This window comes from Agrobacterium pusense (assembly GCF_900102105.1).
Lineage (GTDB): Bacteria > Pseudomonadota > Alphaproteobacteria > Rhizobiales > Rhizobiaceae > Agrobacterium > Agrobacterium pusense.
This window is the reverse complement of record NZ_FNBB01000001.1, coordinates 542648-566899: the sequence shown is the minus strand read 5'-3', so window position 1 is coordinate 566899 and position 24252 is coordinate 542648. Positions and strand designations below refer to the sequence as shown.

Sequence of the window (24252 nt, the reverse complement as noted above, 5' to 3'; positions counted from 1 at the left end):
TCGGATTGGAAGCGAAAACAGTACCGCGAGGCGTCGCCGAACCTGCGTTCGTAGCGCCACAATAGATCGATTTTCCCCAAGACAATCCGGTCTTTATCACAAACGATGCTTGCGGAGGGGCGGCATAGCCGTTACCGAATCGTGAACCCATGGCGCAGCGCCGCATATTTTGCAAAGCGCATTAGAACAAGGATCGGTCGTGAGCGGACTGGAAACGGCAATCAGAAATGCTCTGGAAAAATCGGACAGATCGAACGCCGAAGTTCGTGCACGTATTTATCAATCGTCCCGTCAGGCGCTGGAAGCGGGCCTGCGCAAGCAGGGCATCGACGACCCGCAGATTGTTGCCCAGCAGCGCCAGCGGCTTGAAAGCCTGATCCACCTCATCGAGAACGAGGAACGCAACCGGCTTCTGGACAGGGTGGAGCAGCAATTGCGGCCGCCCGTGCAGGAAAGCGCGGCGCAGGATGATGGTTCCGTCGATCCCGTTTCGCAGCCGCCCCATCGGGATGAAGTGTCTGTCGAGCCGGAACTGCGCGGTGAAACGCGCGATGCGCGACCCGGTGCCGCCACGGCTCCGGAATCCCCCCGGCCAGGCCGGCGCGGCGGAAAACCATCGAGGAGAGGTTCCAGCGCGGCTGACGCATCGCTTGCCTTCCGCCCCGAAGGTGCTGTTGGTCGCCGCAAGCGCCGCGGGCTTTTTGCCCGGCTTTTCATCTATGTCACGCTTCTGGCCTTTGTCGGTTTCGGCGCCTGGTGGGCCTATTCCTCGGGCGTCCTGCTTTCTCCGGAACAGCGGGATACCAGCGTGCCCAATCCGCCGGCGCAGGTGCAGGCAGAGGACTTTAATGGCGCCGAGCCCGCCCCGAGCCTATCGGCCGGGCGTGGTTTTTCCGACGACTGGGTCGAGGTTTTTAATGCCGAGCGCGGTAATTCCGGAGTTTCGGCAGGCCCACGCGCCAATGTCGAAAATATCGCAACGCCCGCCGGCAAGGCAATTCGGGTGACGTCGAGAAGCGTGGCGCAGGATGGCGCCGTCAGCATCGAGGTTCCAGTCGAAGTGATGCGGGACATGGCCGGTAAATCCTCGACCATATCCATTACCCTGCAATCTTCCAGTGACCGGCAGACGCAGGTGTCCGTCGCATGCGATTTCGCTACCTTGGGCGATTGTTCGCGCCACCGGTTTACGGCCACGGCCGAGCGCGCCGACATGCTGCTGAACGCGACATTCGAGCGTTCGCTGGCCCCCAACGCGCCGGGCAGGATTTTCATCAACAGCGATATCGATGGCAGCGGCCGCCCGGTCAACCTTTATTCCGTGCGCATCCTGCCGGGTCAGTAAAAGGGTACGAGCGGCCGCAAAGGCGGCTCTCCTCATTTCCCTTCGGCTTTTCCGAGAAAATTCGGGCCCGCCCCCAATATCTTATTGTCGATCTCGCCGATCGCCTTCTTGTCCTTGCCCTCATAGTCCAGCGAATTGAGAATGTGGCGGATGAGATTGACCCGGGCCCGGCGCTTGTCATTGGCGCGTACCACCGTCCAGGGCGCGACATCCGTATGGGTCTTTTCCAGCATCTCGTCGCGCTTTTGCGTGTAGTCGTCCCACTTCGTCAGCGCGGCTATGTCCATGTCCGAAAGTTTCCAGCACTTCAGCGGGCTATGGCGGCGATCGTGGAAACGGTCGATCTGCGTTTCCCGTCCGATATCGAGCCAGAACTTGAAAAAGTGGATGTCCTCATGGGCGAGCATCTTTTCCAGGCGCGGCGTTTCCTTGAGGAAGCGCTTATGTTCCTCGGGGGTGCAGAAACCCATCACCGGTTCCACTCCGGCCCGATTGTACCAGGAGCGATCGAACAGAACCAGTTCGCCTGCCGTGGGAAAATGCGAGATATAGCGCTGGAAATACCATTGCCCACGCTCGGTTTCCGTTGGCTTGGTCAGCGCCACGACGCGGGCATAGCGTGGGTTGAGATAAGACCGGATCGCGAAGATGGCGCCGCCCTTGCCGGCCGCATCGCGGCCCTCGAAAACTGCCATGACCCGCTTGCCTGTGGCCTGGAGCCAAAACTGGACCTTCACGAGCTCGATCTGCAGCGCCTCCAGCGCGGCATCGTAGTCCTCGCGCTTCATTTTCTTGCCATAGGGAAAATTGCCGGCCGAGAGCTTGTTTTCCTCCACCCAGTCGGGAAGAACCGGATCGTCGATGTCAAAGCTGCGCAGCTTTCCGCCAACGGTGATCTCGACTGTCCGCTTCTTCGTTTCATCGGCCATGGTTTCCTCCGGCTGTTGTTGTGTAAAGGCAACTCGCCGCCAATGAGTTCACATCGCCCGGCAGAATTCAAGCGAAAGAGGATTGCTTGAGAAAGCTGTGGGGGTGTGGCGATTGCAGCATGCAATTTGCACATATACGCTGTGGAAAATATGCGGTGATGAATCTCTGTCATGAAGCTGGCCTATGAGATTTCGATGCGCTGTCGAGCGAGAGTGGAAAGCAGGCTGAAATGGCAGTCATGGAAGGCGATGGTGGATTAAGGCTTTTGGCAAAGAAGCTTGGCCGGAACTGGCTGCCTGTGCTCGTCGTCAGCATGCTCGCCATTGTGGCAGTTTCCGAGTTGCACACGCCCTATATGCCGGCCGTCCTCTGGCTCTGCGCGGTCATCGCCATTCTGGCCGTTCGCGAAAAACCGGCCTTTTCCGAAAAGGCCAAAAATGCGGCCGGACAGGTGGATGAGCCTGATGTTCCAGCTGAAAGTGTCATTTCCGGCGTCAGGGCAGGTCTTGCCGTGCTGGATACGCCCGTTTTCATTCTCGACAAGAATGCCAGCGTGCTGTTTCAGAACGGCGCGGCCGAACGGGCGTTTGGTCAGCTTCCCGCCGGGGCGCATATTTCCGCAAGGCTGCGCTCGCCGGGCCTGCTGGATGTCATTCGCGAAACCATCACCACCGGGGAGCCCAATCAGGTCGAACATTCCGAGCGTTTCCCCTCAGAACGGGTCTTCATCGTCCGTATCGCCCGTGCGGATATGGGCGAGGGGGCGGGCCCGCTTTTCTACATCCTGTCATTCCGCGATGTCTCGGAACTTCGCCGCATCGACCGCATGCGCAGCGATTTCGTCGCCAATGCCAGCCATGAACTGCGCACTCCGCTGGCTTCCCTGCGCGGTTTCATCGAAACCATGCAGGGGCCGGCGCGCAACGATCCCAAGGCGCAGGAGCGTTTCCTCGCCATCATGCTCGATCAGGCAACCCGCATGAGCAGGCTCGTGGATGACCTCATGTCCCTTTCGAGGCTGGAGCTGCGCGCCAATATCGCGCCGGATCAGAAGGTCGATCTCGTTCCCGTCATAGGCCATGTGCGCGATACGCTTCTGCCGCTTGCCAACGAACTCGATGTCGATATCACCCTGCATCTGCCCGATGGTCCTGCGGAGGTGCAGGGAGATCGCGACGAACTGGTGCAGGTATTCCAGAACCTCGTGGAAAATGCATGCAAGTACGGCCAGGAAGGCAAGATTGTTGATGTCTGGCTGCGGGCTGAGCCCGGCAAACCGGTAGAGGTGAGCGTCGTCGACCGGGGGCCGGGCATACCGGCCGAACATGTGCCGCGTCTGACGGAACGGTTTTATCGCGTCAGCGTCGCCGACAGCCGCTCCAAAAAGGGAACGGGGCTTGGTCTTGCCATCGTGAAGCACATTCTCACCCGCCACCGCGCTCGGCTCATCATTAAATCTGAACTGGGCAGCGGCACGGATTTTACCGTCAGATTCTGACATAAATACCCGTACATACAAAATATCACGTAAATTTGCATTTTAAATCAATTATTTAGCTTGTCACAAATCTTTCATCGAAGTGACATAAAAGGATGGGGCTACGGTGGTTAAGAAGAGGTCGCCGAGCGCATGCTAAGAGCGAGTGCCGCTATCGGCTGCGTCCACAAACAAGCCCACGACGGGAGAGACAAATGAACTTCGTTAAATTTTCCGCAGCAGCTCTGGTGGCTTCTGTCGCCTTCGCTGGCGCCGCCGCTGCTCGCGACCAGATCCAGGTTGCCGGTTCCTCCACGGTTCTGCCTTATGCCAAGATCGTTGCCGAGACTTTTGCCGAAACCTTCCCGAACTTCAAGGCTCCGGTCGTCGAGTCGGGCGGCACGGGTGGCGGTCTGAAGGCGTTCTGCTCGGGCGTGGGCGAAGGCACCATCGACGTCGCCAACGCATCGCGCAAGATCAAGAGCGACGAACTGGCCGCCTGTAAGGCTGCTGGCGTTACCGACGTTCAGGAAGTGAAGATCGGTTACGACGGTATCGTCTTCGCAATGGATTCTTCCAACAAGGACATCAAGCTTGAGCCGAAGGACCTTTACCTCGCTCTCGCCGCTGAAATCGTCAAGGACGGCAAGCTCGTTGCCAATCCCTATAAGAAGTGGTCGGAAATCAACAAGGAACTGCCGGATGTAGCGATCGCCGCTTACATCCCGGGTTCCAAGCACGGCACCCGCGAAGTCTTCGAAGAGAAGATCATGGCTGACGGCTGCAAGGAAGCCAAAGCGACCGACGTCATCAAGACGCTGATCACCGACGCCAAGCAGGCTGCTGCCAAGTGCGTAGCAGTCCGTAAGGACGGCGCTGCAGTCGACATCGACGGCGACTACACCGAGACGCTCGCTCGCATCGACGCCAACAAGACAGGCCTCGGCGTCTTCGGCCTCGCTTTCTATGAAAACAACGCCGACCGCCTGAAGGTCGCAACCGTTTCGGGCGTCGTTCCGTCCACTGAAACCGTTGCCAGCGGCAAGTACCCGGTTTCCCGCCCGCTGTTCTTCTACGTGAAGAAGGCTCACCTGGGCGTTATCCCGGGCCTTAAGGAATATGTCGAGTTCTTCGTTTCCGACGAAATGATCGGCCCGGATTCCCCGCTCGCAAATTACGGCCTGGTTGCCGCTCCGGACGCAGAGCGCGAAGAAATCCGTGCCAAGTTCTCGGCCGGTTCAACGATGTAATGAAGAAGGAGGGGTGCGGCCTGCCGCGCCCCTCATACCATCCGGTGCCTCTCCGCTTGGGCGAATGTCTCCGGTTGACAGTTCCTATTCATCGTCGTCCACATGATTGTCTATGGATTACAGATGGATAGGATGTATCAACCTTGACGCTTGCCGGACTTTGATACAGTCACTTGGCAGGCATTCCGGGATGGTCCAGCGGTCTCGTTTTGATGACTTTTTGATTTGCCCTATATCGCACCGTGCTCCTGCGGCACGCCGAGGGAACTCTAATGAACACATCGATCCTTTTGCTGATACTGGCGCTGATCGGCATCGGCAGTTATCTGCTCGGCAGCCGCCGCGCCATTGCCCTGTCTGGTGGGCGTCCTTCCAGCATGCATTCCCGAGCCGGTTATCACGGTTCATACGCGGTCGTCTGGGCGGTACTGCCCGCGGCGTTCATTCTCAGCGTCTGGCTGATTATCAGCCCGCTCATCGTGACATCAGCGGTCCGCGGCGATTTCCCGGAAGACATCCGGGCGCAATCCGAAGCGCAGCAGAGCCTGACCTACGGCATGGTAACCTCCATCGCCCGCGGCCTTCAGCGGCTGACACCGGAAGAAACGGCGCAGGTCGATGCGGACACAAGCGCGGTGAGGCCTCTGCTTGCATCCAAGGGCGTGGCGATTGCCGGTGATCCGGAACGGTTCATGGTTGACGCCGCCCAAACGCTGAACACCATGACCGCCACGAGCCGTCTTGCGATGATCGCTGTCGTGCTGCTGGCCGCGCTTGGCGGCGCCACCTATGCGCTGCGGGCGATTGCACCGCGCTTCCGGGCACGCAACAAGGTCGAAAAGGTCATTCTCGGCGCTCTTCTTGTCGCATCTTCCATCGCTATCCTGACAACGATCGGCATCGTTCTGTCGATGCTGACGGAAGCGATCCAGTTCTTCAACATGGTTCCGGCTCACCAGTTCTTCTTCGGCACAGTGTGGGATCCGCGTTTTGCGGCTGCCGGTGCGACCGATTCATCGGGACAGTTCGGCCTGATCCCGCTGCTTGCCGGCACACTTTATATCGGCTTCGTCGCCATGCTGGTTGCCGTGCCCGTCGGACTGTTTTCGGCGATCTATATGTCGGAATATGCGTCACCCCGCCTGCGCTCGGTGGCAAAACCGCTGCTCGAGGTGCTCGCCGGTATTCCCACCATCGTCTACGGCTTTTTCGCGCTGACGACGGTCGGCCCTTTCCTCAGAGACATTTCTGCGCAGATCAACGGGCTGGCGACGGGTAACTACGCCAACTTCATCCAGGCGCAGAGTGTCATCACCGCCGGCTTCGTCATGGGTATCATGTTGATCCCCTATGTGTCGTCGCTGTCGGATGACATCATCACCGCCGTGCCGCGTTCGCTGCGCGATGGTTCGCTCGGACTTGGCGCCACGCGCTCCGAAACCATCAAGAGGGTCATTCTTCCGGCTGCTCTTCCCGGCATCGTCGGCGCCGTGCTGATGACGGCGTCGCGCGCCATCGGCGAAACCATGATCGTGGTTCTGGCGGCAGGTGTCGCTGCCCGACTGCAGCTTAATCCCTTCGAGCCCATGACCACGGTGACGGTCAAGATCGTCAGCCAGTTGACGGGCGACCTTGAATTCACCTCGCCGCAGACGCTGGTTGCCTTTGCGCTTGGCATCACGCTTTTCGCCATCACGCTTTGCCTGAATATCTACGCGCTTTACATCGTGCGCAAATACCGGGAGCAATATGAATGACCGACATCGCCTCTCCCGCAGCTGGTGCGAACGCCGTCAAGGCGACGCGTCGTGATATCGGCATCAAGCGCCGTTATGCCGCCGAACGCCGTTTCCGTGCTTATGGCATGGCAGCGATTTCCTTCGGCCTCATCTTTCTCTTCCTTCTGCTTTTCTCGGTTGTCTCCAAGGGTTACACCGCGTTCCAGCAGACGATGATCACCGTTCCGGTCGAGTTCTCCGAACAGATCATCGATCCCAAGAACGAGCGTGCCACCAATCCGGCCAAGCTTATGACGGCCAATTATCCCGTTCTTGCCCGTGATGCGGTTGCCAAGGTTCTGGGCGTCGCGCCAACGGACCGCACCGGTCTTCGTGCCGTCAACCTTCTGATCTCCGATAGCGTACGTACGCAGCTTCGCGATATCGTCGTTGCCGACCCCGCCGTTATCGGCACCACCCGCACGGTGACGCTGCTGGCCTCGGGCGACGTCGACAGCGCCTTCAAGGGCCAGGTCGATCTGACGGCGGATGAAGCCAATCGCCGTATCTCGAACCAGCAGCTCGGCTGGATGAACCAGCTCGCCGAAAGCGGGCAGCTTGGCAAGCATTTCAATACCGGCATCTTCATCAACGGCGCCTCGAGCCGTCCGGAAGCGGCGGGTGTCGGCGTGGCGCTGATTGGCTCCTTCTACATGATGCTGATCGTGCTGGTGCTGTCGCTGCCGATCGGTGTTGCAGCTTCGATCTACCTTGAGGAGTTTGCTCCGAAGAACCGTCTGACTGATCTCATCGAGGTAAACATCAACAATCTCGCGGCTGTTCCCTCGATCGTTTATGGTCTGCTCGGCCTCTCCGTCTTCATCAACTTCATGGGCTTTCCCCGCTCAGCCTCGCTGGTCGGCGGCCTCGTCCTGACGCTGATGACCCTGCCGACGATCATCATTGCGACCCGCGCTGCCCTGAAAGCCGTGCCGCCGTCAATCCGCGCCGCCGCCCTGGGCCTCGGCGCTTCCAAGATGCAGACGATCTTCCACCACGTGCTGCCGCTCGCCATGCCCGGCATCCTCACCGGCACCATCATCGGCCTCGCCCACGCGCTGGGCGAAACTGCGCCGCTGCTGCTGATCGGCATGGTGGCATTCGTAGCAAATTACCCGACAACGCCGATGGACCCGTCCACGGCCCTGCCGGTGCAGATTTACATGTGGGCGAATGAAGCGGAGCGCGCCTTTGTCGAAAGGACTTCAGGCGCTATCATCATCCTGCTTTTGTTCCTCATCGTCATGAATGTTGGCGCAATCCTGTTGCGTCGCCGCTTCGAACGGCGCTGGTAAAGGGAGATTGAGCAATGAACATGTTGTCGGAAGCAGCAGTTGAAAAGGCGCTGGACAAGAAAATGAATGAAGTCTCATACAAGATGATCGGCAAGGACGTTTCGGTTTATTACGGCGAAAAGCGCGCGCTTTACGACGTGAACCTCAACGTTCGCGAAAATACGGTAACCGCGCTTATCGGCCCGTCCGGCTGCGGTAAATCCACCTTCCTGCGTACCCTGAACCGTATGAACGACACGATCGACGGTTGCCGGGTCACGGGCAAGATCACGCTCGACACCGACGATATCTATGATCAGGCGATTGACGTCGTGGAGTTGCGCGCCCGCGTCGGCATGGTGTTCCAGAAGCCAAACCCTTTTCCGAAGTCGATCTACGAAAACATTTCCTACGGTCCACGCATTCACGGTCTCGCCCGCAACAAGGCGGATATGGACCAGATCGTTGAGCAGAGCCTTCAGAAGGCGGGTCTCTGGAACGAGGTTAAGGATCGCCTGCACGAATCCGGCACCGGTCTTTCCGGCGGTCAGCAGCAGCGCCTGTGCATTGCACGCGCCGTTGCCGTCAGCCCGGAAGTGATCCTGATGGACGAGCCCTGCTCGGCGCTGGATCCGATCGCCACTGCCAAGGTCGAGGAACTGATCCACGAACTGCGCACCAATTACACGATTGTTATCGTCACGCACTCCATGCAGCAGGCGGCACGTGTTTCCCAGCGTACGGCCATGTTCCATCTCGGTCACCTTGTCGAGGAAAATGAAACCGACAAGATGTTCACCAATCCGGATGACCAGCGCACGCAGGATTACATCATGGGCCGCTTCGGCTGATCGCGGCCGGCGCTTTATCGCAACCCAACAAGACTGGTGCCGCTGCGGCCCCGCTTCGGGCGGTCGCATGCAAGGCCAAGCCGGAGGAATAGACCGTGAACCAGACAACGACCCATTCGCATATTCTGTCTGCTTATGATGACGAACTGAAGTTCCTGACGCGACGCATCGCCGAGATGGGCGGTCTTGCGGAACAGATGTGCGCCGACGCCGTGCGTGCGCTCGTCAATTCCGACGCCGCGCTTGCCCAGAAGGTCATTTCCGACGACGCGATCCTCGACCATTCCGAGCGCGAGATCGGTGACAAGGCCATCGTTACCATTGCGAAGCGCCAGCCGATGGCGGCAGACCTTCGCGAGATCATCGGCACGCTGCGTATCGCAGCGGACCTCGAACGCGTTGGCGACCTCGGTAAGAACACTGCCAAGCGCGTCATCGCGGTTGCCGGAACGGGCGTGCCGCGCAAGCTCGCCCGCGGCATAGAGCACCTGTCGGAGTTGGCGCTGGTACAGCTCAAGGAAGTCCTCGACGTCTATTCGACACGTTCCGCCGAAAAGGCCAATGCCATTCGCGAGCGCGACGAGGAAATCGACGCCATGTATACCTCGCTCTTCCGCGAGCTTCTGACCTACATGATGGAAGATCCGCGTAACATCACCACCTGCACGCATCTTCTGTTCTGCGCCAAGAATATTGAGCGCATCGGTGACCATGCCACCAACATCGCCGAGACGATCTATTACATGACCACCGGCAGCCAGCCGGAGGGCGAGCGTCCGAAGGACGACAGTTCCAACACGCTCGGTTCGGTGACCGAGTAACAGACAAGCAGCGGCTTGCGGAGTTAGCATATGGTGCCCAAGATTGCAGTTGTGGAAGATGAGGAAGCGCTGAGCGTCCTGCTTCGTTACAATCTCGAGGCTGAGGGATATGACGTCGACACCATACCCCGTGGAGACGAGGCAGAGATCAGGCTGCAGGAACGTATTCCGGATCTGCTCATCCTGGATTGGATGCTTCCCGGCGTTTCCGGTATCGAGCTGTGCCGTAGGCTCAGGATGCGGCCGGAAACCGAGCGCCTTCCTATCATCATGCTGACGGCGCGCGGCGAGGAAAGCGAACGGGTTCGCGGCCTCGCCACCGGCGCGGACGATTATGTGGTCAAGCCGTTTTCCACGCCGGAACTGATGGCCCGCGTCAAGGCCATGCTGCGCCGGGCCCGTCCGGAGGTTCTGTCTTCGGTGCTGAAGTGCGGCGATATCGAGCTGGATCGCGAGACGCATCGCGTTCACCGCAAAAGCCGCGAGGTGCGTCTCGGTCCGACGGAGTTCCGCCTGCTGGAATTCCTGATGACCTCTCCGGGCCGCGTGTTCTCCCGTTCGCAATTGCTGGACGGCGTCTGGGGTCACGATATCTATGTGGATGAGCGGACGGTTGACGTGCATGTCGGACGTCTGCGCAAGGCGCTCAACTTTTCCCATATGCAGGATGTCATCCGCACCGTGCGCGGTGCCGGATATTCGATGGAAGCCTGATCGGAACCGAACTGAGGGTTCCCCTCAGCATGACGTTCCGCCAAAATGAAAAGGCCCGAAACCGGTCTGGTGTCGGGCCTTTTTATTTTGAACCTTCCGCAAGCACGATAATTTCATCCGTTTGACGAGCGGTTGAGAGTCCACCGAAATTCGATTGAGGGGCGAAACCCGACGACGATGAATAAGCCTTGATGTTCTGCTGTCGCTGTCCGGGAAGCGCGGTATTTTGTCACAAAAAAACGGGCCCGAAGGCCCGTAGTTTTTGAGTGTCAAATGTGTGCCGCAACACTCAAGCCTTGCGGCGCTCGCTGACCGGTTGGTAGGCGAGTTTCGCATGGAACTTGCAATAAGGTGAAGATTCCAGCGCTTCACAGCCGCAGAAATGGAAATCGTCTTTCAGGGGGTCGCCGACCGGCCACTTGCAGGTGCGCTCCGTCAGTTCCGTCAGCGTCAGCCGGCGGGAGATCGGAGTAACGACATTTCTGGAAGGAACGTAATCGAGAATTTCCGCAGTTTCGATGCCGACCTCTTCCTGAAGAGCGGTCGCCGCGTTGGAGCGGGTCAGGATCCGAGCAGGTGCAGCGTTGACGCGGCCAGCGAAATTCGCCGTGCGCGGGGCAGGTGCAGCAGTCCGCTTGGGCGCAGAACGCGCCGACGTCACCGGGCCGCCAGCCTTGACGCGTCCGGGCAGATTAAGACGATGGACCTTGCCGATCACGGCATTGCGGCTGACGCCGCCCAGCTGAGCTGCTATCTGGCTGGCGCTCAGTCCTTCGGCCCACAATTTCTTGAGTTTCTCGACCCGCTCGTCTGTCCAGTTCATGCCGCTTCTCCGCTTTTCGCGTGTATTTCGACAGAATCCTTCTCCGTCTCGCGGGCATGCCGCGAGCGTGGTTTCTGCCTGATTTTTGGTGACTAGTTCCGCCGCAATGCAGTCTAGTAATTAGCGATTAACCTAGTGCCACGCAGACTCCGTGGCAAGAGTCGCGGGAATCATCTCGAATCGATTTTCCGGTTTTCCCCAACTTGCTGGCGAGTTGAGTCAGAAAGGCAACACCTTGGGCCTTGCGACCTGCCACCCACTAGGGCTTGAGAAGCCTAGGAAATACGGACTTTTGTTGACATCGGCAAGCGAAGTGACAATAGTGCCCCTGCCGCCGCGAGGCGGCATTTTTGATTTTCAGGCGAGGGATAACCCTCGAAGCCTATTGACAACCGTCTGACAGCGCATCCGCGCAAGGAGTGATACAGCCATGGCCGAAGCCGCCGCGCCATTGTTCGATACATTTGCAAGAGCCCCCCTCCGCTTCGAGCGAGGCGAGGGCGTCTGGCTGTACACCGAAAGCGGCGAGCGATATCTCGATTTTGCGGCCGGCGTTGCCGTCAATTCGCTGGGCCATGCCCACCCACATCTTGTCGACGCGATCAAGACGCAGGCCGAAAAGGTCTGGCATGTCTCGAACCTCTATGAAGTTCCGGGCCAGGAAAAGCTTGCCAAGCGCCTGACGGAGGAAACGTTCGCAGACAAGGTCTTCTTCACCAACTCCGGCGCGGAAGCACTGGAATGTGCAATCAAGACCGCGCGTCGTTATCATTATTCCAAGGGCCACCCGGAAAAGTTCCGGATTATCACCTTCGAAGGCGCCTTCCATGGTCGTACGCTTGCAACGATCGCAGCCGGCGGCCAGCAGAAATATCTCGAAGGTTTCGGCCCCAAGGTCGAAGGCTTTGACCAAGTATCTTTCGGTGATGTCGATGCGCTGAAAGCCGCCATCACGGCCGAGACGGCAGCGCTTCTGATCGAGCCCATTCAGGGTGAGGGCGGTATTCGCGCACCCAGCAAGGAATTCCTGCAGTTACTGCGGTCGCTTTGTGACGAACACGGTCTGCTGCTGATTTTCGATGAGGTGCAGACGGGCGTTGGCCGCACGGGTAAGCTCTTTGCCTATGAACACACTGGTGTCGCCCCCGATATCATGGCGGTTGCCAAGGGCATCGGCGGTGGTTTTCCGCTGGGCGCATGCCTCGCGACGGCTGATGCCGCTTCCGGCATGACGGCAGGCGTGCATGGCACCACCTATGGCGGCAATCCGCTCGCCATGGCAGTCGGTAATGCCGTGCTTGATGTCGTCCTCTCTGACGGCTTTCTGGAAAAGGTTCGTGATGTCGCGCTGGTTTTCCGCCAGGGCCTTGCTTCGCTGAAGGACCGTTATCCTGACGTTATCGAGGAAATCCGTGGCGAAGGCCTGCTTCTCGGCATCAAGGCCAAGGTTCCATCGGGCGAGCTGTTGCAGGCCATGCGCGCCGAGCATCTGCTGGGCGTACCAGCGGGCGATAATGTCATTCGTCTCCTGCCGCCGCTCGTCACCACGGCGGAGGAAGCCCGTGAGGGGCTGGCACGCGTGGAAGCGGCCGCCGCTTCTCTCACAGCGAAACAGGCAAAAATCGCCTGAGGAAACACTGAAGGGCGGGCCTCTTTCCTGGGGCTCGCAAGCATGGGACAGTTTGAAATGGCTTCACCTAAACATTTTCTCGACCTGTCGGCCGTCAGCTCGCAGGACCTGCGGGTAATTCTCGACGATGCCCGCGAACGCAAGGCGGCCACCAAGGCCGGAACGGCGGAAAAGCCGCTTGCCGGCAAGATGCTGGCCATGATCTTCGAAAAGCCATCCACGCGAACCCGCGTCTCTTTCGATGTGGGGATGCGTCAGCTTGGCGGCGAGACGCTTTTCCTCTCTGGTACGGAAATGCAGCTCGGCCGCGCAGAAACGATCGGTGATACAGCAAAGGTGCTGTCGCGTTACGTTGACGCCATCATGATCCGCACGACAGATCATTCGCGCCTGCTCGAGCTTGCCGAACATGCGACAGTGCCTGTCATCAACGCCCTGACGGACGACACGCATCCATGCCAGATCATGGCTGACATCATGACGTTCGAAGAACATCGCGGTCCGGTCAAAGGCAAGACGATTGCGTGGACAGGGGACGGCAATAATGTCCTGCATTCTTTCGTGGAGGGCTCGGCCCGTTTCGGTTACCGCATGACGATGGCAGTGCCGATGGGCTCCGAACCGCATGACAAGTTCCTGAACTGGGCCCGCAACAATGGCGGCGAGATAATGTTGTGCCACGATGCCGACAAGGCGGTGGCGGGCGCTGATTGCGTCGTCACCGATACCTGGGTCTCCATGAATCAGGAACACAAGGCGCGCGGCCACAACATCTTCCAGCCCTATCAGGTCAATGAAGCCCTGATGGCCAAGGCGGAAAAAGACGCGCTGTTCATGCATTGCCTCCCGGCTCACCGCGGCGAAGAGGTGACGGATGCGGTGATCGACGGCCCGCAATCGGTGGTCTTCGACGAGGCGGAAAACCGCCTCCACGCGCAGAAATCCGTCATCGCCTGGTGCATGGGCGTCATCTGAAAATATCACCCGTTTGATCAACGTCGGGCGGGTGCTTGAACTTCTCGGCAGCGATTACCATCTGTTGGACTTCGAAGAGGCTCGTCGGTTTTCTGGCGGGCCCTCGTCACGATTTGCACGTTTTTCCCCGGAAGCGGTTTCTCTTCCCGGGTCTCTGTGCGACAAGCGGAAAAAGCACATTTCGAAAGCCGGACTTTTGGACGGTAGCGGCGCCACGGCTGCGCCAGGGAGTATGACATGGCAGATGTAACGGTTGAACTGGACGATCTCGATTTTGCTGGCGACGACAAGGTCGTGCCCTTTCAGGTCGAAGGTCTGGATGTGCGCGGCCGCGCCGTGCAGGTGGGTCCGCTGCTGAATGCCATTCTCGAGCGCCACGATTACCCGGCTGCGGTCGCCCGCCTGCTGGCGGAAGCGACCGTTCTGACGGCGTTGATCGGCACATCGCTCAAGTTTTCCGGCAAGCTGACGGTACAGACCAAGGGCGACGGTCCGGTGGACCTGCTGGTGGCGGATTTCACCGCGCCGGAAAGCATGCGCGCTTATGCCCGTTTTGATGAGGAGCGGCTGGCGGAGGCGCTTGCGGCAGGGGCGACTTCGCCGGAACAATTGTTGGGCAACGGTATTCTGGCCTTCACGATCGATCAGGGCGCGGGTATGCAGCCCTATCAGGGCATCGTGCCACTCGATGGCTCGTCGCTGGAAGACATTGCCGGGGTTTATTTCCGTCAGTCGGAGCAGCTTCCAACCCGTGTGCGCCTCGGTGTGGCCGAATTCTTCGATCGCGACGGGGAAGGCAAGCCGCGTCATGGCTGGCGTGCGGGCGGCGTTATCGCCCAGTTCCTGCCGCGGGCGCCCGAGCGGCTGCGTATGCGTGACCTGCACGGCGGCGACGGCGATGAAGGCGGTCACGATGTGCAGGAGGACGATGCCTGGACGGAAGCCGTGACGCTTTTGAACACCGTGGATACGGACGAACTGACGGATCCGCAGGTGCCGGTGGAACGACTCCTCTTCAGGCTGTTCCATGAAAGCGGCGTGCGCATCTATGATCCGCAGTCCATTTTCGATCGCTGCAGCTGCTCGCGGGATAAGATCAAGGGCGTGCTCTCGGGTTTTACCGCCGAAGAGATCAAGGCAAGCGAGGAAGACGGCGCGATTGCCGTGACCTGTGAGTTCTGTTCGACCACTTATCGCTACGATGTCAGCGAATTTGAAAACGCCTGAATAAGGGCCGCGCCTGCAAAGGCGCGGTTTTTCATGGCCTGCGGGTCAGTTCAAGACCCGCATCAGCCCCGGAGAATCCAGCGAAAAAGCGGGTATGGTGACGTTGAACACTTCTCCGCTTTCCGTTTCCATCTCGTAATGTCCGAACATAAGGCCGGACGGCGTGTCCAACGGGCAGCCGGAGGAATATTCGTAGGTGTCGCCGGGCTTGAGATGCGGTTGTTCTCCCACGACACCCGGTCCGTAGACTTCGTCCACCTGTCCATTCTGGTCAGTGATATGCCAATAGCGATTGACGAGAGTAACGGGAACATCCGAGTTATTCGCGATCACGACCTTGTAGCCCCAGACGTAGCGGTCGTCATCCGGGTCGGATTGTTCTTCGAGATAATACGGATCAACCGTCACCTCGATATCCCTTGTCAGAGCACGATACATACGCGCCACACCTCGATATTTTCCCTGCCCGCTTATCCTACACTATAGGCTCTGGCTATCGTCAAGAAAATGAATGACTTGAGGGGCAGGAGCTGTCTCCCGTTGCGCTGTTTTTTACCGTTAGGGATAACGGAAAAGGTAAATAATGGTTGCCTGATACTGGCTTTCGAGGCCATCAAACGCGACATGGCCCGTCGTTCCGGCCGGGCCATGTCGATTATTGAATGAATGTCAGGCCGAAACGGCTGCCAGACCCTTTGCTAGATCCTCCAGCAGATCGTCGGTATCCTCGATGCCGCAGGAAAGGCGCAAAGTGCCGCCGGAGATACCGAGTTCCGCCCGTGCCTCGTCTGTAAGGTTCTTGTGCGTCGTGGTGCCGGGATGGGTGATGAGGCTCTTGGCGTCGCCCAGATTGTTGGAAATCTTCACGATCTCAAGCGCGTTCTGCAGCTTGAAGGCCGCTTCCTTGCCGCCCTTCAATTCGAAAGCCACCAGCGTCGAACCACCGGACATCTGCCGTGCAATGATGTCGGCCTGCGGGTGATCGGCGCGCCCGGGATAGATGACCTTGGCGACCTTGCCGCTGTCGGCAAGGAAGTCCGCGATCTTCGAGGCGTTGGCCGTCTGCTGCTTCACGCGCAGCGGCAGCGTCTCGATGCCCTTCAGAAGCGTCCAGGCATTGAACGGCGACATGGCCGGGCCGGTGTGGCGGAAATAATCCTGCAGCTCTTCCTCAATCCATTTCTTGTCGGAAAGGATCACGCCGCCGAGGCAGCGACCCTGGCCGTCAATATGTTTGGTGGCCGAATAAACGACGATATGGGCGCCGAGTGCGAGCGGCTTCTGGAAAAGCGGTGTGGCGAAGACATTGTCAACGACCACTTTCGCACCGATCTGGTTGGCAAGCTTCGCTACGCCGGCGATATCCACCACTTCGAGTGTCGGATTGGTTGGGCTTTCGAGGAAAAACAGCTTGGTGTTTGGCTGGATTGCCTTTTCCCAGTTGCCGAGATCACGTCCGTCGATCAGCGTGCATTCGATGCCATATTTCGGCGCGAGCGTTTCAACCACCCAGCGGCAGGAGCCGAAGAGGGCACGGGCGGCAACGATATGGTCGCCGGCGCGCAGCTGACACATGATGGCGGCGGTGACGGCGGCCATGCCCGAAGCAAGTGCGCGGGCGTCTTCAGCGCCTTCCAGCAGGCACATGCGCTTTTCGAACATGTCATTGGTCGGGCTGGCGTATCGGGCGTAGATAAAGCCGTCGGTTTCACCCTTGAAGCGCGCTTCGGCTGCTTCAGAGTTTTCGTAGACGAAGCCTTGGGTCAGATAAATCGCTTCCGACGTCTCACCGTAAGGGGAGCGTAGCGTACCGCCGTGAACGAGCTGGGTTGCCGGGCGCCATTTATTGCTCATGTGATCACCTTCAAAACAAAAAAACCGGCCGCAAAAGCAGACCGGTTCCTAGCACCCGGTCTTTTTAGCCACTTGTTTAACGTGGCTGCAAGCCGACCGGCCAAATCACCACGGGATAAGCTTGCCATACTGCCGTTACCGGCTTGCGTCAATGCTTTCCTTTTGGTTTTGTCGCCGTAAAAAGGAATGACGACCATGATGAGAACCACGGGCATTTTGGCGGATGGCGCAATCCGCGCGCTGTTTGCAGGCGGCAAGCTGAAAAGCGAGGCCGATCTCGATGTCGATCAGGTGCAGCCCGCCAGCCTCGACCTCAGGCTTGGCTCCAGGGCCTATCGTGTTCGTGCAAGTTTCATGCCCGGCCCCGGAACCAAGGTCATCGACAAGCTCAATCGTCTCAGCCTGCACGAGGTGGATCTCAGCCAGGGCGCGGTGCTGGAAACCGGCTGTGTCTATATCGTTCCGCTGATGGAAAGCCTTGCGCTGCCGGCGGACATGTCCGCCTCGGCCAATCCTAAGAGTTCGACCGGTCGCCTCGATATCTTCACCCGCGTCATGACCGACAATGCGCAGGAATTCGACAAGATACCGGCGGGATACACAGGTCCGCTCTATCTGGAAATCAGCCCGCGCACCTTCCCCGTTGTGGTTCGCCGTGGCTCGCGCCTGTCGCAGATCCGTTTCCGCATTGGCCATTCGCTGCTGAGTGAAAGCGAGCTTCTGAAACTGCACGAGACGGAAACGCTGGTCGCCAGCGAAAGCCCGAACGTGACGGGCGGTGGTATCGCACTCTCGATCGACCTCAAGGGATTTGGCGAAAACGGGCTGATCGGTTATCGCGGCAAACACCATACGGCGGTGGTGGATGTCGACAAGAAGGCCCAGCACGATGTTCTCGATTTCTGGGAACCGCTCTATGCGCGCGGCCGCGCCGAACTGATCCTCGACCCGGACGAGTTCTATATTCTCGTTTCGCGCGAAGCCGTCCACGTGCCGCCGCTTTATGCGGCCGAAATGACGCCCTTCGATCCGCTGGTGGGCGAATTCCGTGTGCACTATGCCGGTTTCTTTGACCCCGGCTTCGGCCACGCGCAGGCGGGGGGCACCGGCAGCCGCGCCGTGCTGGAAGTGCGCAGCCACGAGGTGCCCTTTATCCTCGAGCATGGCCAGATCGTCGGCCGGTTGGTTTATGAGCATATGCTGCAGAAACCGGAAGGCCTTTATGGCACCGGTCTCGGCTCCAACTATCAGGCGCAGGGGCTGAAGCTCTCCAAGCACTTTCGCGCCGCATAATGAGCTGCGGCGGGCGCTTGACACCCGCCGCGAACTATCCGATGTCTTGTTTGTGGGTGCGGGTGTAGCTCAATGGTAGAGCAGCAGCTTCCCAAGCTGAATACGAGGGTTCGATTCCCTTCACCCGCTCCAGTCTCCCCTTGATCTCCTCGCCAAAAAGATCGGCCCCTGTCTGCTGCCACGTCGGTGGCCGCGGGACTATGTGATTTTGCTTGACTACGATTAAATTGCACGTAATAGTTGATCCAGTCGTAACATGATGGGGAAATGTTATGAGTCGCAAACTTCTCTCTGAATTTTTGGGAACCTTCTGGCTGGTCTTTGGTGGCTGTGGCAGCGCGGTTTTTGCTGCTGCTTTTCCTGAACTCGGCATTGGCTTCCTGGGTGTCGCGTTCGCCTTCGGCCTGACGGTTCTGACCATGGCCTACGCGGTTGGCGGTATTTCCGGCGGGCATTTCAATCCAGCTGTTTCGGTCGGCCTGTCCGTTGCCGGTAAATTTCCGGCAGCAAACCTACTGCCCTATATCGTTGCGCAGGTCTTGGGAGCGGTCGTTGCCGCGGCGGCTCTTTACGTGATCGTCACCGGCAAGGCGGGGGCGGACATTGGCGGTTTTGCTGCCAATGGCTATGGGGAGCATTCGCCGGGGGGATATTCGCTCCTGTCGGCGTTGCTGATCGAGGTTATTCTGACGGCGTTTTTCCTGATCATCATTCTGGGGTCGACGCATGGCAGGGTGCCGGTCGGTTTCGCGCCGATCGCCATCGGTCTTGCGCTTACTCTCATTCATCTGATCTCCATTCCGGTCACCAACACGTCGGTCAACCCGGCCCGCTCCACGGGGCAGGCCCTGTTTGTCGGTGGATGGGCTCTGCAGCAGCTGTGGCTGTTCTGGCTTGCCCCGATCGTCGGTGGGGCGATTGGCGCTGTAATCTGGAAAATTTTCGGTGAGGAAGAGAAGGTCGGCCATGCCGGCTCCATCCAGCCCGCACAGACGTGATTAGGATGCTTTGTTTTTCCGAATGGTCGGGAAAACAAGTGAGGAGGATGACATGGATCTTGCTTCGATATTGGCCCAGATCATCGGCGGTGCGGCTGGTGGGACAGCCGGTGGAAAGATACTGAAGGACTCTGACCTTGGCGCGCTCGGCAACCTGATTGCCGGCGCCATTGGCGGTATTGGCGGTGGAACCGTACTCGGATCGCTGCTTGGGGCAGCGGGAGACGCGGCGGCTGGCGGTGTGGATATCGGCGCCCTTGCCGGCCAGCTCGTTGGCGGCGGTGTCGGCGGTTTGATCGTCCAGGTCGTCGTCGGCCTGATCAAGAACAAGCTTGTTGCACGATAATCGACCGCGCTTGAAATGAAACGGGACGTCTGCCGGACGAAGCGCTCCGGCAGACGTCGATTATATGCAGATCGGTGGGCGAGTTGCGTAAGGCCGGCTTCGGTTTTGCAAATCGCGACGATATCGGCAGAAAATAGAAGCCGCCTTCTGCGACCAGGTAAAGGATCGAAGCGGCAACCGTTTCAGGTAGTGTTGCTAACGCTTGGTACGTGAGGCGTCTTGTTCCAGACGAAAGGCTTGGTTTTTAACTCAAGCACGGCACGCCAGGCCGCCAGAGACAATATCAGCCAATAAAGCGGAATTGCCAGCCAGCGTTTTCCCACCTGCCTCCTCTCGTAATCGATCATCCTGTTCCTGCCCATCAGCACGAATATGGCGTAACTGCCGGCGATGTTCAGCGTATCGGTAAAAAACAGAACGCCCTGCCACGAAAACAGCATGTCTGCACCGCTGTCCCCGATAGCCGTGGCCATCCACGCCACGGAAACGAAGAGCAGGGGATGAGCCATCGACGACACCAGCATGCCGCCGATCAACAGTTGGAAGACGATATAGGAGAGCCATCCCATGCGGCGCGCCGTCGCAACGGGCGCGCGGGTCATCACCAGCCAGCTCTGCAGCCAACCCTTGTACCAGCGTGCCCGCTGGTTGAGCCACACGGGAAGCGTGGTGGGCGCGTCCTCCAGCGTCTGGCGGTATATGACGCCGCATCGATAGCCGAGTTGGTGCAGCCTGAGGCCAATATCGGCATCCTCAGTCACATTGTAAGGATCCCAGGCGCCGACGCGACGCAATACGGCGGTGCGGAAATGGTTGGACGTGCCGCCAAGCGGCAGCGGTAGCCGGTGCGCCGCAAGCACGGGCAACATTGAACGGAACAGACCGGCATATTCCAGGGCGAAACAGGCACTGATCCAGGAAGAGCGCGCATTGCTGATGATAAGCGGCGCCTGCAGGCAGGCCACGTTCTCCGGCTGATGGCGGAAGGTCGCATAGGCTTCACGCAATTGCAGCGGATGTGGCCGATCTTCCGCGTCATAGATGGCAACGAACGCCCCACGCGCGCCGGAGAGTGCATAGGTAAGCGCCTTGGGCTTGGTCCTCGGCAGGGAAGGCGGCACTCTCACGATCTCAATATGCTTTCCGGGATTTAATCTAAGGATGGCATCTATTGTGGCCCCGTCATCTGCCTCGCAGACGAGCTTGATATCCAGTCTGGATTTGGGCCAGTCGAGCCGCTCCAGCGCGCCGATGAGCTGGCTGACGATGGCGTCCTCACGATAGAGCGCCACCAGAATGGTATAGACCGGCAGATTTCCGTCGGGTTCGAGCGCAGCTGCGGTCGTCGTGTCTTTCTCTCCTGACGTCTGCATCAGCACAAACAGCCTGAACAGCAGTGTGAAGAAATAAAGCATCGTCAGGGCGACGTGGATGACGGCCATGGCCGTCTGCGTGTGAAACAGCAGCGAGAGCGTAAGCAGGGTGACGACGATACCGCTATAAAAGCCCTGATGACCTTGAAGCGTGATCCTGGCAGAGTACTGCGGCGCGGTGTTGAAGAGTTGCTGGCGAGCCTCACGACAGCGGCGTGTTTCACCCGCCTTCCAGACCGCATCGCGCATGGCATGCGGCGTCGTCACCACGAGCTCGTCCAGAAGATGCGGATGTCGGTCCAGCAGGCTTTTCAGTAATTCCATCCGCGCCAGCTCGGGCACGATCAGAAGTGCTGGTTTACCGTTCGCAGGCGTCAGCCGTAGCAAGCGCGGCTCGGCTAGCTGTGTATCGAGACGATGGACATCTGCGACCCGGTCCGGATCGATCTCCGCGACAAAGGGTAACCGCAAAAACCTCGCGAAAGCGCCAAAATAGGCATCCGTCGCGACAAGGCCGCCGGCCAGCAGTTCCGCTTCCAGCGTCGAGCCGTTTTCCAGCGCCAGCCGTTCGCACTCGCTGATATACGGCTTGCCAAATCCCAGCGCCCGAAGGAAGCGCATGTGTCCGGCTTCACCCCGATCAGGAACCGTCTGGGGTGGATTATCGCCTATGCGGGAAAATACAATTTTTCGCCCGGCAGGCGTCGTGCGAAACGATTCTCGTGTATAGTGTCGCAAATAATCCATGCACTGCCGCCACCGTCATGGTAACGCCCCACTTCCTGCTGCGGATAGTATAGATGAGAATGACGATTGTAACGCGAAATATAATTCTTGTTTTTACTTTAGTGTTCGCTTTGCAAGTTGTCGGTATTTTCGAAAAGCTTCATGCGGAGGGCCTGTCGGATGGGAACCGCATGCCAGTGCTTTTCGACGCTCAGGAGCGGTTTCCCGGTGGCGACCTTTCCTCCGTTCCCCGCATCAGGTTTTTGATGTCGGTGGATTTTCCGCCCTTCAATTTTACCGATCAGGAAGGCCGGCTTGCGGGTTTCCATGTCGATCTCGTCCGCGAGGTTTGCGCGCAGCTCAAGGTGGAGAGCAAATGTCAGGTACAGGCCTTACCCTTTGACGAGCTGGAGGCGGCTCTGGAGATGGGAGAGGGCGAAGCGGTGATTTCCGGTCTCGCCGTCACGGCCGAGCTGCGCAAGAGCTTCACCTTTTCGCGCCCCTATCTTCTGTTGCCGGCCCGGCTGGCTGTCAACAAGGCGACGAAATTTGCCGGCTCCGGCGCCGACGCACTGTCCGGCAAAAAAGTGGGCGTGGTGACCGGTTCCCGGCACGAACAGATGCTCAAGGCATTTTTTCCCAAGGCGGCGGTTGAGGGTTTTGACGGCTACGAACCCATGTACGGTGCTCTGAAGGCCGGTAAGGTCGACGCCATCTTTGCCGATGCCCTGCGCTTGCCGTTCTGGGTTTCAGGAAGCGCATCCGAAGGCTGCTGCGCTCTTTTTGGGGGGCCTTATATGTCGGACAGGTTCCTCGGCGAGGGCCTTTCCATCATGACGGTCGATCCGGATAATGTGCTGGTGCCGGCCTTCGATCAGGCGCTTGCCGCTCTTTCCCGCAACGGCCGGCTCGAAGAGATCTATCGTCGTTATTTTCCCTACGGGCTCTATTAGGAGAGACCCGGACCGACTCGATTCAACTGAATGAGGCGGGCTCTATTTGACCGCAGCGAAAGCCTCTTCGCTCCGCCGCAGCCGTAGAAGCGCCACCCACACAGCTGCCGCTATGGCGGTTTCGACGATGAAATAGCTGCCGATCGTTCCCGAAATGCTGAAAGACCAGGTGAAGAAGGCAACGACGACGGAGCCTATGAGATTGCCGCTATTCCATATCTTGGCGCGGATATCCTGGCGCCCGGAGGCGCCCAGCGCCTCCAGCGCGGTAGCCGCCACGGCCATCGGCAGTACGGCCCAGCAAAGCACGCGGGTGATGGTGGGAAGCGAAACATATTCATCGCCAAATAAAAGCGGCAGGAAGGGCGCGATGATGAAGATTGCCAGCGCACTGCCAGTCGCGATGAACAGCGCCGCTTTCAGCACATTATAGGCGCGTTCGATGGTTTTGCTGATACCCTGCAGCGCTGCAGAGGCGGATCCGGGATAGATAAGCCGGTTCAGAGCCTCGACGGAAAGATAGGAGCTGTCGAGAATCCGGCGGGCGATGGAATAGCTGCCCAGGACCTCCGCACTGGCGATGGCTCCAAGGACGAGAATATCGGCATTGCCGCGTACCGCCTTGAACAGGAACTGGGTGGAAAACAGGATGCCGATGCGAATTTCCTCCCGAACGATCCGAAAGACCGGTCGGCCGAGCCTTCCTATTGCCTTGACGGAAATCACGGCTGCAATCGTGTGGGCGGCGAGGTTCCAGAGTGCCCAGGCCTCGACCGTTTCCACCTTGAAGACGAGGCAGGCAACCACGGCGGCAATGGTGCGGGCGATGGCAAACATCACCTCCAGCTTGTTGGCCGAGGCAAAGTCGGAATGGGCGATGAAGCTTTGCGTGGAAAGCGAAATAACCTTCAGGAGAACGAGGTTGGTGAACAGGATCAGGAAAGTGGTGATCAGCGTGTGCAGCAACGTTTCCGACGTCGGAAAAAACGCCGGGATCGTCACCATGCCGATGAGCGTCAGGACCACACCCGTCGCCGCGCTGAGGAGATAACTGTGGCCAAGCATGACGGGGAACATGCCGCGATCCTGCGCCACGCGACGAATGAGCGATTCCTGTGAGCCGATACCGCAAATCTGAACGCCCAGATTGGTCACGGCCGTGATCGAAGCGTAAAGCGCGAATTGTTCGACACCCAAATGGCGGGCTAGCAGCGCGAAGGTCAAGAGCTGGGCGGCGCTGGACATCAGCAGCGCGCCTCCGGATGCCATATAGGCCAATCCAAGTCTGACAAGATGGCCGAGCCGCGGCGTGTTCAACGACACCTCATTCTCCGTTTTTTCCGGCATTGCCGGGCGAATTCAAAAGGACTGTCCCTTTTAAAGTCTTACGAACTGAAAGGGCGGCAACCGGGCGGTATTCGACACCGACGACCTGAATGAATGACAGTTTCTCCTGTCTTAGCCCTGTTGAGGTAAGAGAGGGTTAAAGCAATTACACAATAATGATGATAATGACTATTTATGGTTATTAGGACATCGCCCGGTTCAGAAGGGTTTCGTTGTTCGTTGCAGGGCAGGTCCATGATCCGATTTTCCGTTCCCGAAGCAGGCCAC

At 58.9% G+C, this 24252-nt stretch carries 21 protein-coding genes, 1 tRNA gene and 1 riboswitch; of the genes, 16 read left to right on the top strand and 6 right to left on the bottom strand.

The window, feature by feature from the left end; all coding sequences use genetic code 11:
- Positions 1–199: 199 nt before the first annotated feature.
- The gene (locus tag BLU28_RS02845; RefSeq protein ID WP_077986614.1) at positions 200–1345 is read left to right on the top strand and encodes a hypothetical protein; all 1146 of its coding nucleotides are present in this window, start codon (positions 200–202) and stop codon (positions 1343–1345) included.
- A 32-nt stretch (positions 1346–1377) separates the two neighbouring features.
- Here the strand turns inward: BLU28_RS02845 and ppk2 are convergent, their stop codons facing one another.
- The gene (gene ppk2, locus BLU28_RS02840; protein ID WP_077986615.1) at positions 1378–2274 is read right to left on the bottom strand and encodes a polyphosphate kinase 2; all 897 of its coding nucleotides are present in this window, start codon (positions 2272–2274) and stop codon (positions 1378–1380) included.
- A gap of 230 nt (positions 2275–2504) precedes the next feature.
- Between ppk2 and phoR the strand changes: the two genes are divergently transcribed.
- The 7 genes from phoR (at position 2505) to phoB (ending at position 10440) form a co-directional block, all read left to right on the top strand.
- On the top strand, positions 2505–3773 hold the full coding sequence (gene phoR, locus BLU28_RS02835) for a phosphate regulon sensor histidine kinase PhoR (protein WP_004439761.1): 1269 nt from the start codon (positions 2505–2507) through the stop codon (positions 3771–3773).
- 194 nt (positions 3774–3967) lie between these two features.
- Entirely contained in the window at positions 3968–5002 is a 1035-nt protein-coding gene (locus BLU28_RS02830) for a substrate-binding domain-containing protein (RefSeq protein WP_004439763.1), read from the top strand.
- Positions 5003–5274: 272 nt separating this feature from the next.
- Complete coding sequence (pstC, locus tag BLU28_RS02825; RefSeq protein WP_077986616.1) at positions 5275–6759, top strand: phosphate ABC transporter permease subunit PstC; 1485 nt, start codon at positions 5275–5277, stop codon at positions 6757–6759.
- Complete coding sequence (gene pstA / locus BLU28_RS02820) at positions 6756–8075, top strand: phosphate ABC transporter permease PstA (protein WP_006698947.1); 1320 nt, start codon at positions 6756–6758, stop codon at positions 8073–8075. Before pstC ends, pstA begins: the two co-directional genes overlap by 4 nt.
- A gap of 14 nt (positions 8076–8089) precedes the next feature.
- On the top strand, positions 8090–8905 hold the full coding sequence (gene pstB, locus BLU28_RS02815; RefSeq protein WP_003519986.1) for a phosphate ABC transporter ATP-binding protein PstB: 816 nt from the start codon (positions 8090–8092) through the stop codon (positions 8903–8905).
- A gap of 95 nt (positions 8906–9000) precedes the next feature.
- The gene (gene phoU / locus BLU28_RS02810) at positions 9001–9726 is read left to right on the top strand and encodes a phosphate signaling complex protein PhoU (protein ID WP_004439770.1); all 726 of its coding nucleotides are present in this window, start codon (positions 9001–9003) and stop codon (positions 9724–9726) included.
- Positions 9727–9756: 30 nt separating this feature from the next.
- Positions 9757–10440: a phosphate regulon transcriptional regulator PhoB gene (phoB, locus tag BLU28_RS02805; protein WP_003493692.1), complete on the top strand. Its 684-nt coding sequence runs from the start codon at positions 9757–9759 to the stop codon at positions 10438–10440.
- Between the two features lie 289 nt (positions 10441–10729).
- On the opposite strand, the gene BLU28_RS02800 is transcribed toward phoB, so the two are convergent.
- Positions 10730–11263: a GcrA family cell cycle regulator gene (locus BLU28_RS02800; RefSeq protein WP_004439774.1), complete on the bottom strand. Its 534-nt coding sequence runs from the start codon at positions 11261–11263 to the stop codon at positions 10730–10732.
- Between the two features lie 430 nt (positions 11264–11693).
- On the opposite strand from BLU28_RS02800, the gene BLU28_RS02790 reads away from it, so the two are divergent.
- The 3 genes from BLU28_RS02790 (at position 11694) to BLU28_RS02780 (ending at position 15095) form a co-directional block, all read left to right on the top strand.
- Positions 11694–12893 (top strand): aspartate aminotransferase family protein, encoded by a 1200-nt coding sequence (locus tag BLU28_RS02790; protein WP_077986618.1) that lies wholly within the window; start codon positions 11694–11696, stop codon positions 12891–12893.
- A 57-nt stretch (positions 12894–12950) separates the two neighbouring features.
- Positions 12951–13868 (top strand): ornithine carbamoyltransferase, encoded by a 918-nt coding sequence (gene argF / locus BLU28_RS02785; RefSeq protein ID WP_077986826.1) that lies wholly within the window; start codon positions 12951–12953, stop codon positions 13866–13868.
- Between the two features lie 237 nt (positions 13869–14105).
- Positions 14106–15095, top strand: coding sequence for an Hsp33 family molecular chaperone (locus BLU28_RS02780; RefSeq protein ID WP_077986619.1), 990 nt, complete (start codon positions 14106–14108; stop codon positions 15093–15095).
- Between the two features lie 45 nt (positions 15096–15140).
- Here BLU28_RS02780 and apaG read toward each other — a convergent pair whose 3' ends face one another.
- Complete coding sequence (gene apaG / locus BLU28_RS02775) at positions 15141–15533, bottom strand: Co2+/Mg2+ efflux protein ApaG (protein ID WP_006698948.1); 393 nt, start codon at positions 15531–15533, stop codon at positions 15141–15143.
- 231 nt (positions 15534–15764) lie between these two features.
- Entirely contained in the window at positions 15765–16949 is a 1185-nt protein-coding gene (locus BLU28_RS02770; protein ID WP_077986620.1) for an O-succinylhomoserine sulfhydrylase, read from the bottom strand.
- Between the two features lie 43 nt (positions 16950–16992).
- A riboswitch (SAM riboswitch) is annotated at positions 16993–17071 on the bottom strand.
- 73 nt (positions 17072–17144) lie between these two features.
- Here BLU28_RS02770 and BLU28_RS02765 point away from each other — a divergent pair.
- The 4 genes from BLU28_RS02765 (at position 17145) to BLU28_RS02750 (ending at position 19586) form a co-directional block, all read left to right on the top strand.
- Complete coding sequence (locus BLU28_RS02765) at positions 17145–18242, top strand: 2'-deoxycytidine 5'-triphosphate deaminase (protein WP_022555567.1); 1098 nt, start codon at positions 17145–17147, stop codon at positions 18240–18242.
- A 58-nt stretch (positions 18243–18300) separates the two neighbouring features.
- Positions 18301–18374 (top strand) — tRNA-Gly (locus tag BLU28_RS02760).
- A 140-nt stretch (positions 18375–18514) separates the two neighbouring features.
- The gene (gene aqpZ / locus BLU28_RS02755; protein WP_006698951.1) at positions 18515–19240 is read left to right on the top strand and encodes an aquaporin Z; all 726 of its coding nucleotides are present in this window, start codon (positions 18515–18517) and stop codon (positions 19238–19240) included.
- Positions 19241–19292: 52 nt separating this feature from the next.
- Positions 19293–19586, top strand: a complete 294-nt coding sequence (locus BLU28_RS02750) for a hypothetical protein (RefSeq protein WP_168247070.1) — start codon at positions 19293–19295, stop codon at positions 19584–19586.
- Between the two features lie 182 nt (positions 19587–19768).
- Here the strand turns inward: BLU28_RS02750 and BLU28_RS02745 are convergent, their stop codons facing one another.
- Positions 19769–21706, bottom strand: coding sequence for a glycosyltransferase family 2 protein (locus BLU28_RS02745; RefSeq protein ID WP_077986622.1), 1938 nt, complete (start codon positions 21704–21706; stop codon positions 19769–19771).
- Positions 21707–21876: 170 nt separating this feature from the next.
- Between BLU28_RS02745 and BLU28_RS02740 the strand changes: the two genes are divergently transcribed.
- On the top strand, positions 21877–22638 hold the full coding sequence (locus tag BLU28_RS02740) for a transporter substrate-binding domain-containing protein (RefSeq protein ID WP_045533192.1): 762 nt from the start codon (positions 21877–21879) through the stop codon (positions 22636–22638).
- 42 nt (positions 22639–22680) lie between these two features.
- Here BLU28_RS02740 and uppX read toward each other — a convergent pair whose 3' ends face one another.
- Positions 22681–23985 carry a Wzx-type polysaccharide biosynthesis protein UppX gene (uppX, locus tag BLU28_RS02735; RefSeq protein ID WP_168247071.1) on the bottom strand — a complete coding sequence of 435 codons (1305 nt, stop codon included), beginning with the start codon at positions 23983–23985 and terminating at the stop codon, positions 22681–22683.
- Positions 23986–24252: the final 267 nt, after the last annotated feature.

Bases quoted from the DNA above. Each gene is read 5' to 3' on its own strand.
- aqpZ (WP_006698951.1), top strand. From the start codon at position 18,515: ATGAGTCGCAAACTTCTCTCTGAATTTTTGGGAACCTTCTGGCTGGTC.
- BLU28_RS02770 (WP_077986620.1), bottom strand. From the start codon at position 16,949: ATGAGCAATAAATGGCGCCCGGCAACCCAGCTCGTTCACGGCGGTACG.
- ppk2 (WP_077986615.1), bottom strand. From the start codon at position 2,274: ATGGCCGATGAAACGAAGAAGCGGACAGTCGAGATCACCGTTGGCGGA.
- BLU28_RS02765 (WP_022555567.1), top strand. From the start codon at position 17,145: ATGATGAGAACCACGGGCATTTTGGCGGATGGCGCAATCCGCGCGCTG.
- BLU28_RS02800 (WP_004439774.1), bottom strand. From the start codon at position 11,263: ATGAACTGGACAGACGAGCGGGTCGAGAAACTCAAGAAATTGTGGGCC.
- uppX (WP_168247071.1), bottom strand. From the start codon at position 23,985: ATGCCGGAAAAAACGGAGAATGAGGTGTCGTTGAACACGCCGCGGCTC.
- BLU28_RS02745 (WP_077986622.1), bottom strand. From the start codon at position 21,706: ATGGATTATTTGCGACACTATACACGAGAATCGTTTCGCACGACGCCT.
- BLU28_RS02790 (WP_077986618.1), top strand. From the start codon at position 11,694: ATGGCCGAAGCCGCCGCGCCATTGTTCGATACATTTGCAAGAGCCCCC.
- BLU28_RS02780 (WP_077986619.1), top strand. From the start codon at position 14,106: ATGGCAGATGTAACGGTTGAACTGGACGATCTCGATTTTGCTGGCGAC.
- pstC (WP_077986616.1), top strand. From the start codon at position 5,275: ATGAACACATCGATCCTTTTGCTGATACTGGCGCTGATCGGCATCGGC.
- apaG (WP_006698948.1), bottom strand. From the start codon at position 15,533: ATGTATCGTGCTCTGACAAGGGATATCGAGGTGACGGTTGATCCGTAT.
- pstB (WP_003519986.1), top strand. From the start codon at position 8,090: ATGAACATGTTGTCGGAAGCAGCAGTTGAAAAGGCGCTGGACAAGAAA.
- BLU28_RS02740 (WP_045533192.1), top strand. From the start codon at position 21,877: ATGCCAGTGCTTTTCGACGCTCAGGAGCGGTTTCCCGGTGGCGACCTT.
- phoB (WP_003493692.1), top strand. From the start codon at position 9,757: ATGGTGCCCAAGATTGCAGTTGTGGAAGATGAGGAAGCGCTGAGCGTC.
- pstA (WP_006698947.1), top strand. From the start codon at position 6,756: ATGACCGACATCGCCTCTCCCGCAGCTGGTGCGAACGCCGTCAAGGCG.
- argF (WP_077986826.1), top strand. From the start codon at position 12,951: ATGGCTTCACCTAAACATTTTCTCGACCTGTCGGCCGTCAGCTCGCAG.
- BLU28_RS02830 (WP_004439763.1), top strand. From the start codon at position 3,968: ATGAACTTCGTTAAATTTTCCGCAGCAGCTCTGGTGGCTTCTGTCGCC.
- BLU28_RS02750 (WP_168247070.1), top strand. From the start codon at position 19,293: ATGGATCTTGCTTCGATATTGGCCCAGATCATCGGCGGTGCGGCTGGT.
- phoR (WP_004439761.1), top strand. From the start codon at position 2,505: ATGGCAGTCATGGAAGGCGATGGTGGATTAAGGCTTTTGGCAAAGAAG.